The following is a 9,252-nucleotide window of genomic DNA, read 5'->3' as shown; positions in this document are numbered from 1 at the left end:
AACCGGATGGACCGTGATGAAAATGCGGCAGTCAACATCTGCAGGGAAGGTCTGAGAATGTCCGGGATCATATTAGAAAAAAGCGAAAAAGCATCATAAAAATATATCAGACAAAAAGAACCGTGGGACACACGGGGATCGCTCGTGAATGCTTTGCCCAACGGGGTAATCGAACGAGAAGCCCCCACTTCAAGCATGAGCTAAGTGGTGGGAGTATGTCACATGTCCGCTTCAAACAGGAACGTCTGATTGTACTGGTCAAGGGCAATCTGCATTTCCATGATTTCGCCGGAGATATGTTCGTAATCCTGTTTTACCAGTTCCGGATCGTAATTGGTATAGCGATACTCAGGAACGGCATTCCTGGAGCTGAATGCATGGGAAGATTCCCTCATTTTCGGAAGGCATTTCCGCATGGTGTCCAGGGTCGCTTTGCGGGAGTTGAGCTGTGCCATCCTTACCAGAATGCTGTCGACGCTCATTTCCGTATCGCCTACCATGATCTTTGCTGTTGCGTTGGCCAGGTTCAGGGCGTGCTTGATAATAACGGTTTTTCGATCAATTTCTTTCAACGTCTCGGAAACGGCGGAGTAGTCATACTCCGGGATGACCGGTTCCTCGCCGACGGCGGCAACGTATGTACGGGATGTCGCTTCCTTGGCTTCCCAGTAGGACTTTTCGTCCGCCAGGCTTTTGAGCAGTTTATTGGCATAAGCCGAAGTCATTTTCATGATGTATTCGCCTCCTTCGCATCAATTCCTTATGACACGATTATAAGGCGAGAGAGGGAAGATGTCATTGAACCCTTGGTTTAAAGAAACCCATAAAAGAGGAATATCCCCGTCAATGACGAGGATATTTTCAATGCTAGTATGTAACAGTCTGCTGAGAATGATAAAGTTGTCCAGGCTTGGAAGTGATTTCCCGGCGATCCACTTATAGATTGCCTGCGGGTTCTCAAAGCCGAACGCACCCTGGATCTCGCGATTGGATGCTGCGGATTGCGACCATATCGTAAGAATGAATATGAGATCAGGTTTCATCTGCTTCCGCAATTCTGGAGAAAAGGCTACGCAGTGGAAGCTGCATCGGCTGTCATCAACTACGCGTTTTCCATTTAGAAAGCAGACGCACTGTTTGCAGGACAGAATCCTCATAATACTGAATCTGCAAAGGTTTTGCGTAAGCTGGGTTTTCACTATATTGGTGACGAATTTTACGAACCAACCGGCTTATATCATCCGTCCTATGAATTAAAGCAAAAACATTGGAATCGCAGATTCTGGTTTGCCGAGCTCTATAGGAGTAAATGATACATTGGAAGATCATGAAATAATATTTAACCCGACAAACGGCTGCATCTCATTTCGGGCATAAGACATTTCGACTGATATTCTCGAAATAGGGAAAGGGACAACAGCGCAAGAGCACAGCCTGGAAGATATGAAAAAATCTCCGACAGTTCCACTGCAAAAACACAGCGGACTGCCGGGGATTTTTCTTTTGTTATAAACAAATCAGCTCATCATGCGGAAAAGACCGATGACTTTACCGAGGATCTCTACGTGATCCAGGATGATCGGGTCCATCGTGGAGTTTTCTGGCTGGAGACGGAAGTGACCGTTCTCTTTGTAGAACGTTTTTACGGTCGCGGAGTCATCAACGAGCGCAACGACTTTATCGCCGTTCTCGGCGTCCGGCTGCTTTGCAACGATGACTTTATCACCGCTGTAGATCCCGGCTTCGATCATACTGTTTCCTTTTACCTTTAACATAAATACTTCTTTATTCGGGAGCATTTCGGCAGGGATCGGAAGATAATCTTCGATATTCTGCTCCGCGAGGATCGGAGTTCCGGCGGCGACCGTACCGATCACCGGCACATTTACAACTTCACGTCTTGTAAGAGCGAAATCATCATCGAGAATCTCGATAGTTCTCGGCTTCGTCGGATCCCGGCGGATATATCCGTTCTTCTCCAGGGATTCCAGGTGGGAGTGGACCGAGGAGGTGGATTTCAAGTGAACCGCCTCACAGATCTCGCGCACAGCCGGCGGATATCCTTTCTTTAAAATCATTTCTTTTATATATTCAAGTATTTCTTTCTGCTTATCAGTAATTTTTCCCTGACTCATGAGACCCCTCCTTTTATTCGTCACGGCGATTAGGAAAATGGCAACCGCGCATACACGGGGAGACATTTGACGACCGCTGTAATAATCTGCAAAAGAATATTTCTTCTCTGCATACATAGTATCATAAACTGCGGAAAAAAGCAAACCTTTGTTCGAAAAAATGGAGAAAAAGAATTGACAAACATATGTTCGCGTGATAGAATCTAAACCAGAACAGATGTTCCCAAACATGAGTTTGCACTTACTGAATACAGAGGAGGAACCAATATGAAGAAGTATTTGATCGCTCTTGTGATGATCGTGATGATCATGTCCTGCTTTTTTGGAAAGACCCTGGTTATGGCGAATGAAGACGAGGATGATGCCGTCTATAACCGCTATTATACGACGATCGAGGTGGAAAAAGGTGATACCCTCTGGTCTGTTGCAAAAACTTATTATCATCATTCCGGTATGTCCGTGCGGGAATATGTATATGAGCTGAAACTAATCAACGGAATGGTTTCTGACGAACTCCGTGCCGGTGATATGATCTCCGTGGAGTATTATGCGGAGACGCCGGGAAACCCGTATATAAAGTGATGATATAAGACAGAAAGATACAGAAGAGAGGATGCGGAGAGAAAGACTCTCCGGGCTGCAAACGAGATCCTTTGGGCAGAATGATGTCCGGGGATCTTGTTCTTTCTCCGGGATACTTGCATTCCAGCTGACCGGCGGCCAAAAGTTCCTTGCTTGCTATTGCCGGGATAAAACGGTACAATAGGAGGAGCAGAAGAGAGAGCAATAGGAGGAACCAATGAAATTATTCCATTTATCGGACCTTCATATCGGAAAGAGAGTCAATGAGTTTTCGATGATCGAAGACCAGAAATATATTCTTAAAAGAATTCTTGATCTGGCGGAAGAAGAAAAGCCGGACGGGATCATCCTGGCCGGTGATATTTATGACAAGCAGATCCCGTCCGCGGAGGCGGTCCAGGTGTTCGACGAATTTATCACAAGGCTTGCCGGGAGAGCGATTCCTGTTTTTATTATCAGCGGGAACCATGATTCGGCGGAACGGCTGGCTTTCGGCGGAAGACTGTTGAACAGCCGGGGGATCTACCTTTCGCCTGTATATGATGGGAGTGTCACGAAGATTCCGCTGAAGGATCAATACGGAACAGTCTGGATCCACCTGCTCCCGTTTATCCGCCCTTCGACTGTGCGGCATGTATTTGAGAATGAGGCGGATCTGGTAACGGATGTCCAGACTGCGGCGGAGACGGTGATCCGCCATATGGAGATCGATCTGAAGGATAGAAACATCCTTGTCGCACACCAGTTTGTCACGGGAGCTTCCAGGTGCGAGTCGGAGGATGTTCAGGTCGGTGGTCTCGACAACATTGATGCAGCGGTCTTTACACCGTTTGATTATACAGCACTTGGACATATCCACAGTCCCCAAAACGTAGGAACTGACCGGGTTCGCTATTGCGGGACTCCCTTAAAATATTCATTTTCGGAGGTGGACCAGGAGAAATCAATTACAGTCGTGGAGTTGGAGAAAAAAGGAACAGTAAGGACCAGCCTGCTGCCGTTAAAACCTCTCCGGGATATGAGGAAGCTCCGGGGCACTTATCTGGAACTTACCGACCGTTCTTTTTACAGAGATATGAACCGTGAAGATTATATCCAGGTGACCTTGACGGACGAGGATGATGTGCCGGACGGTCTTCAGAAACTGCGTGTGATCTACCCGAATATCATGCAGCTTTTGTATGACAATCAGAGGACAAAAACCACTCAGGAGGTCGATGCAGCGCAGGCCGTAGAAAAAAAGACAGAGATCGAACTGTTTTATGAGTTCTATGAACTTCAGAATAATCAGCCTATGACGAAACAACAGAAGGATTTTGCAGAACAATTGATCCGGGAGATAAAAGAATGAAACCTGAAAAACTGGTGATCAGTGCCTTCGGCCCATACGCGGGGGAGAACACGATCGATTTTGAACAACTTGGAGAACATGGTCTTTACCTGATCACGGGAGATACCGGCGCCGGTAAGACGACGATCTTTGATGCGATCACATTTGCCCTGTACGGTGAGGCAAGCGGAACTGTGCGGGAAGCCGGAATGTTCCGGAGCAAATATGCGAAAGCAGAGACGGAGACGTTTGTGGAGCTGACTTTCGCCTATCAGGGAAAAGAATATATCGTCAGAAGAAATCCGGAATATGAATGCCCGAAAAAGCGAGGAACCGGATTTACAACGAAAAAAGCGGATGCGGAACTGATCTATCCCGACGGACGTCAGCCAGTGGCAAAGATGGGCGCGGTCACAAAGGCTGTGACGGAGCTGATGGGTCTCGACTATAAACAGTTTACTCAGATTGCGATGATCGCCCAGGGGGATTTCCAGAAACTTCTGATCGCAGGGACTGCGGAACGCGGAGAAATTTTCCGTCAGATCTTTCACACGGAGATCTTTCAGGAGATCCAGTGGCGTCTGCGGGACGAGGAAAAGCGCAGACGAAAAGATTATGATGATCTGCGCCGGAGCATTACCCAGTACCTGGAGGATGCCTGCTTTGAGGAAGATCCGGCGGCGGAACAGGAATTTAATTCCTTAAAAAAGGTACATTTTGAAGGAAAAACAATGCGGGGGATCGAGCTGCTGCGCAGTGAGACAGAAAAAGAAAAGGTACATCTGGAAACGCTGGATGGATCTGTGCAGAGCCTGGAAAAGCAGATCCGCGCGGTAAATGAAAAAAAGGGAAAGGCGGCCCAGATCAGACGGATCGAGGCAGAACTGGAGAATAAAAAACAGGAACGGGAACGACTGAATCCGGAGTATGAAGCGGTCCTTGCAGAATGGAAAAAAGTGGAGAAAAAGTCGGAGCTTCGCGAAGAACTGGCAAAGAAAGTTCAGAAACTGGAACTGGATAGTCAGAGATTTCTGGAACTGGAGCAGAAAAGAGGAGAAGCGGCTGGGAAAGAACAGACACTTTTGAGCGTTCAGACAGATAGAAAGTCGATGCAGGAACAGACGGATCTTCTGCAAACAGAACTGGAGAACCGGTCTGGGGACAGAGAGAAGATTTCCAGAGCACCGGTGGAGAAAGAGCAACTGTCAAATGCGAAAGAAGCACTTTTGCGACAGAAAAAGGAACTGGAAGAACACCTGGAGCGGCTTGAGTCGACTTACAGGGAATTGAAAGATGTGCAGAAAGAGTACGCAATCTCGATTTCCCTGCGTGATGAGAGCCGCATACGGTATGGACACCTGGAAACACTGTTTCTGAATGCCCAGGCCGGCATTCTTGCACAGGATCTGGAGGAAGGAATCCCCTGTCCGGTATGCGGTTCCTGTCATCACCCGGCTCCTGCTGAGCTTGCAGAAGAGATCCCGGATCAGGAAGAACTGAAACTAAGAAAGAAGGAAGCTGAACGGGCAGGAGTGAAGTCTGAGAGGCTGAGCGAGAGAGCCGGAAACTTAAAAGAAAATCTGGATCTCGAGATAAAGAGGATAGTGGAGCTTCCTGCCGCTTTGAAAGCAGACCTGTATAACAGGATATCAGAGATATCGGATCCTGCGGAGTGTATGACGGCAGCCAGACTGGCGATAACAAAGACGGAGAAAGAACTTTGTGAACTGGAAATCCGTATCAGATCGAATGCAGAACAGCTGAAACAGCTAAAAACGCTGGAAGATTCAATAAAGAAGCTGGAAAAGGCTCTGGAGACGGCGAAAGAAAAAAATACGGCGCTTGCCTTGTCGGAGCAGAACCTGTTGACATCCCTGTCAATGCTGAAGGTGCAGGTGAAAGAGCTTCAGGAAAGGCTGGAAGGGCAAAATGCGGCAGAGATCGAAGAAAACCTGAAAATGATGAAAACGCAGAAAAGGGAGCTGGAGCTGGAAGAAAGCAGCGCGAAGGCTAAAATGGAAAAATACCAGAGAGATATGGCGAGCTTGGATTCTGCGGTGGAAACACTGGAAAAACAGATCGGAAAAAGAGAAGAGCTGAAGGAAACGGAACTCTCAGAGATGCTGGAACGCCTGGAGACGAAAAAAACAGGAACATTAAAACAGCGGGAACAGCTCCATTCGGCTTTACAGAACAACCGGAAGATCTACGAGAAGGTCTGCACCTGGCAGAATCTCATGGAACAGACAGAACAGGAATATATCTGGGTCCACTCACTTGCGGACACGGCAGCCGGGACACTGAATGGAAAGCGGAAGATCGAACTTGAGACCTATGTCCAGATGGCGTATTTTGACCGGATTCTGAGGCGGGCGAATATCCGGCTGATGACGATGAGCAGCGGTCAGTATGAACTGAAAAGAAGTGAGACATCGGGGAACAAAAAGGACAAGAGCGGACTGGAACTGAATGTGATCGATCACTATAATGGAAGTGAGCGGAGTGTAAAGACGCTCTCCGGCGGCGAAACGTTCCAGGCCTCGCTTTCCCTGGCGCTGGGACTTTCGGATGAGATCCAGTCTATGGCAGGCGGGATCCAGCTGGATGCCATGTTTGTGGACGAAGGATTCGGTTCTCTTGATGAGGATGCGCTGGACCAGGCGGTAAAGGCACTGGGAAATCTTGCGGACGGAAAAAAACTTGTCGGTATCATTTCTCATGTTGCGGAGCTGAAAGACAGGATTGAAAAAAAGATCGTGATAACAAAAAAACGCGGTCGGGAAGGCGTGGGAAGCACTGTCAGAATATCGGACGGCGTGATCTGAAAACGTGCGTGACAGCAGATCCGGCAGGAAGAGAGCTATTCCAGCCAATGTCCGTCGCAGTCGGAAGAAGTGTCAGCCAAATATGCGGAGAAAAGGAACCGGAAAAAAGAAGCATCTACATCGTAGATACGGTGATCTAAAATGCAGATGCGCGGTAATTCAATTGCCTATATAGTTCACGGGATCATGATCGGCGAACGGGTAAATTCGTTTTTTTGTACCTTTCCTGATTTCAGCTCCCGCACCATCCGGCAGATCTCAGATGCGGTCAGATTTTTCTCAAAAAGCGGATAGACTTCCGGGGAGAGAATCTCGTTGGCATCAGCGGTCTTGACGATGACAGGGATATCGCAATGCTTTTTCAATTCCGATAAAAGTGCTGCGGATGTTTTTCGGAATCCCAGGATCCGGACCCATGGAGCGTAATCGCAGGCAGCAAATCCCCGTTGGTCTTTGTCTGTGATATCCAGCATGAGATTCATAAGAGCGCGGCTGACCTTCGCGTAAGTATACTGCCGGTCTTTTCTGGCTGCGGTCAGTGCATCGGTCCGGAGAAATTCCAGACGGTTTTTATAGAGCTTTGCGGCGAGGTCCTCCGGCATACCGGAAATGCTCTGAATTTTTTCCAGAGCGGAAGTCAGGATCTTCTGTTCTATCAGGAGAGAAAAATCATCCGGAAATAATGGAACCTCGGATTCGGCCTGCAGACTTTCAAAGTGGGAATCCGGGAGAACAGCTGAGAGAAAATCCGGATCCTGCGCAGAGATCGCCTTTCGGATCGCTGTTGCAGAAGCGAAAGAGCCGTCCCGCCCTTCGGAGTGATACCCGGGATCGGAGCGTTTCAGGGTCCAGGGTTCGACCGCGGAAGAAAATTCCTTTAATGCCTTCAGGTACTCAACCGCAAGGATATCGTTGGGCGATACAGGAACAGAATCTTTTCTGGCAAGAGCCAGTGCCTGTGGGTAGGTAAGGCCGCTTCGGAGACTTTTACGGATCAGATCCGACTGTTCTTCCGTCTCTGTGCCGGCCTGGTCTGCCAGTTCCTGCAATTTTTTGATTTCCCCTGCTTCACTGCCGAAGGAGAGCACATCGATGATCCCCATATGATGAAACAAAGAGATTCCGCAGCGTGCGAAATCCTGGGCAGCGCTCAGACTTCCGAAAACGGGCATTTCGACAACGAGGTCAGCGCCGGAGAGAAGCGCGGAGCGAGTCCGGAGAAACTTGCTGTAGATTGCCGGGGCCCCGCGCTGTACGAAGTCACCGCTCATGACGACCGCGATGAAATCGGCTCCGGTCCGGCGTCTTGTCTCTTCAATCTGATATTTATGGCCATTGTGGAATGGATTGTATTCTGCAATGATGGCAGCTGTTTTCATAGTAGATCTCCTCAACTTGTGCAGATCATTTGCCTGCATTCGTTATCTAATATCATAGTCGAAACAAAATCTTAATGCAATATTTATTGTTCTCAAAGAAAAAATGTGATATACTGCATCTAAGCAGCGTGTGAAAGACTGATTGTTCCAGGATGATAAGAATATTCAAAAATATCAGAAAGAATTCAGAGCGGCTGCCTTAGTGTTACAGTTATATCTTTGCGGCGCATACCGCAATCTTCGAAATAAGACGCAGAAAGGATGGATGCTATATGAAACTGATCTACGCAATTATCCGGTATGACAACGAGGATGATGTGACGACGTCACTCACAAAACACAAATTCAGCGTGACCCGTCTTTCCACGACCGGCGGATTCCTGAAAAAAGGGAATACGACCCTGATGATCGTGACGGAAGAAGCGCGGGTTGATGAAGCGATCGATATTATTAAAAAGGAGTGCGGCCATCACCAGAAGATCACGATCAATATGCCGTATGTATCCGGTTCCTCCATGGTCCACTGCGCAACAATGCCGATGTCGGTCGATGTCGGCGGTGCGACGATCTTTGTTGTAGATGTTGAGCGGTATGAGAAGATCTGACCGAAAAATGATACTGACAGAGACTGCTGCAGCAATGCGAACAATAAATATGACTGCGGTCCTGCAGAGAAAAGATAAAAGATACAAACAGCTCCGGCAATCAGTATTCCTGGTCGACCGGAGCTGTTTGTTTACGCGCACAACGAGCCAAAGTCCGTGCTTGCGCGAGACCATGGCGATTGTCGCGATAACAAGGGGAAACTCGCGAAGCGTGTTTTCACTTGTTACCGGAACGTTCGATAAAATTTCCCGATAGGCAGGCAGCTGCTTCCGGTCAAACTTCCGCTGTGCCCGTTTTTTTACCGCATTGTTTTAAATTTAACGAGAGGTATTGAAAAAAGTGCAAAAAATTGGAGAATATAGTCTTGTATCCAGTATTTAGCTGCGATATAATAA

At 48.0% G+C, this 9,252-nt stretch carries 8 protein-coding genes; 5 read left to right on the top strand and 3 right to left on the bottom strand.

Translation table 11 applies throughout. The features are described from left to right. Positions 1-218 precede the first annotated feature (218 nt). Complete coding sequence (locus tag GPK90_RS02410; protein WP_215702060.1) at positions 219-731, bottom strand: hypothetical protein; 513 nt, start codon at positions 729-731, stop codon at positions 219-221. Between the two features lie 270 nt (positions 732-1,001). On the opposite strand from GPK90_RS02410, the gene GPK90_RS19725 reads away from it, so the two are divergent. After that, positions 1,002-1,121: a GNAT family N-acetyltransferase gene (locus GPK90_RS19725; protein WP_252197329.1), complete on the top strand. Its 120-nt coding sequence runs from the start codon at positions 1,002-1,004 to the stop codon at positions 1,119-1,121. A gap of 396 nt (positions 1,122-1,517) precedes the next feature. On the opposite strand, the gene lexA is transcribed toward GPK90_RS19725, so the two are convergent. Next, a complete protein-coding gene (gene lexA / locus GPK90_RS02400; RefSeq protein WP_118298003.1) occupies positions 1,518-2,135 on the bottom strand; it encodes a transcriptional repressor LexA in 618 nt (205 codons plus the stop codon). A 267-nt stretch (positions 2,136-2,402) separates the two neighbouring features. On the opposite strand from lexA, the gene GPK90_RS02395 reads away from it, so the two are divergent. The 3 genes from GPK90_RS02395 to GPK90_RS02385 all read left to right on the top strand — a co-directional run bounded on the left by GPK90_RS02395 (position 2,403) and on the right by GPK90_RS02385 (position 6,872). Next, positions 2,403-2,717 carry a LysM peptidoglycan-binding domain-containing protein gene (locus GPK90_RS02395; protein WP_118298004.1) on the top strand — a complete coding sequence of 105 codons (315 nt, stop codon included), beginning with the start codon at positions 2,403-2,405 and terminating at the stop codon, positions 2,715-2,717. Positions 2,718-2,934: 217 nt separating this feature from the next. Continuing rightward, entirely contained in the window at positions 2,935-4,068 is a 1,134-nt protein-coding gene (locus GPK90_RS02390; protein WP_118532999.1) for an exonuclease SbcCD subunit D, read from the top strand. Further along, the gene (locus tag GPK90_RS02385; protein ID WP_215702059.1) at positions 4,065-6,872 is read left to right on the top strand and encodes an AAA family ATPase; all 2,808 of its coding nucleotides are present in this window, start codon (positions 4,065-4,067) and stop codon (positions 6,870-6,872) included. The genes GPK90_RS02390 and GPK90_RS02385 overlap by 4 nt, the downstream gene beginning before the upstream one ends. 176 nt (positions 6,873-7,048) lie before the next feature. On the opposite strand, the gene GPK90_RS02380 is transcribed toward GPK90_RS02385, so the two are convergent. Next, entirely contained in the window at positions 7,049-8,251 is a 1,203-nt protein-coding gene (locus GPK90_RS02380) for a tRNA(Met) cytidine acetate ligase (protein WP_215702058.1), read from the bottom strand. Positions 8,252-8,523: 272 nt separating this feature from the next. On the opposite strand from GPK90_RS02380, the gene GPK90_RS02375 reads away from it, so the two are divergent. Then, on the top strand, positions 8,524-8,856 hold the full coding sequence (locus tag GPK90_RS02375; protein ID WP_118298009.1) for a cyclic-di-AMP receptor: 333 nt from the start codon (positions 8,524-8,526) through the stop codon (positions 8,854-8,856). Positions 8,857-9,252 lie beyond the last annotated feature (396 nt).

Origin of the sequence: Clostridium sp. MCC344, assembly GCF_018785365.1 — a bacterium.
Lineage (GTDB): Bacteria > Bacillota > Clostridia > Lachnospirales > Lachnospiraceae > Pilosibacter.
This window is presented reverse-complemented; position numbering and strand designations above follow the sequence as displayed.

Coding starts and splice junctions, on each gene's coding strand:
- GPK90_RS02410 (WP_215702060.1), bottom strand. CDS start 731: ATGAAAATGACTTCGGCTTATGCCAATAAACTGCTCAAAAGCCTGGCG.
- lexA (WP_118298003.1), bottom strand. CDS start 2,135: ATGAGTCAGGGAAAAATTACTGATAAGCAGAAAGAAATACTTGAATAT.
- GPK90_RS02395 (WP_118298004.1), top strand. CDS start 2,403: ATGAAGAAGTATTTGATCGCTCTTGTGATGATCGTGATGATCATGTCC.
- GPK90_RS02390 (WP_118532999.1), top strand. CDS start 2,935: ATGAAATTATTCCATTTATCGGACCTTCATATCGGAAAGAGAGTCAAT.
- GPK90_RS02385 (WP_215702059.1), top strand. CDS start 4,065: ATGAAACCTGAAAAACTGGTGATCAGTGCCTTCGGCCCATACGCGGGG.
- GPK90_RS02380 (WP_215702058.1), bottom strand. CDS start 8,251: ATGAAAACAGCTGCCATCATTGCAGAATACAATCCATTCCACAATGGC.
- GPK90_RS02375 (WP_118298009.1), top strand. CDS start 8,524: ATGAAACTGATCTACGCAATTATCCGGTATGACAACGAGGATGATGTG.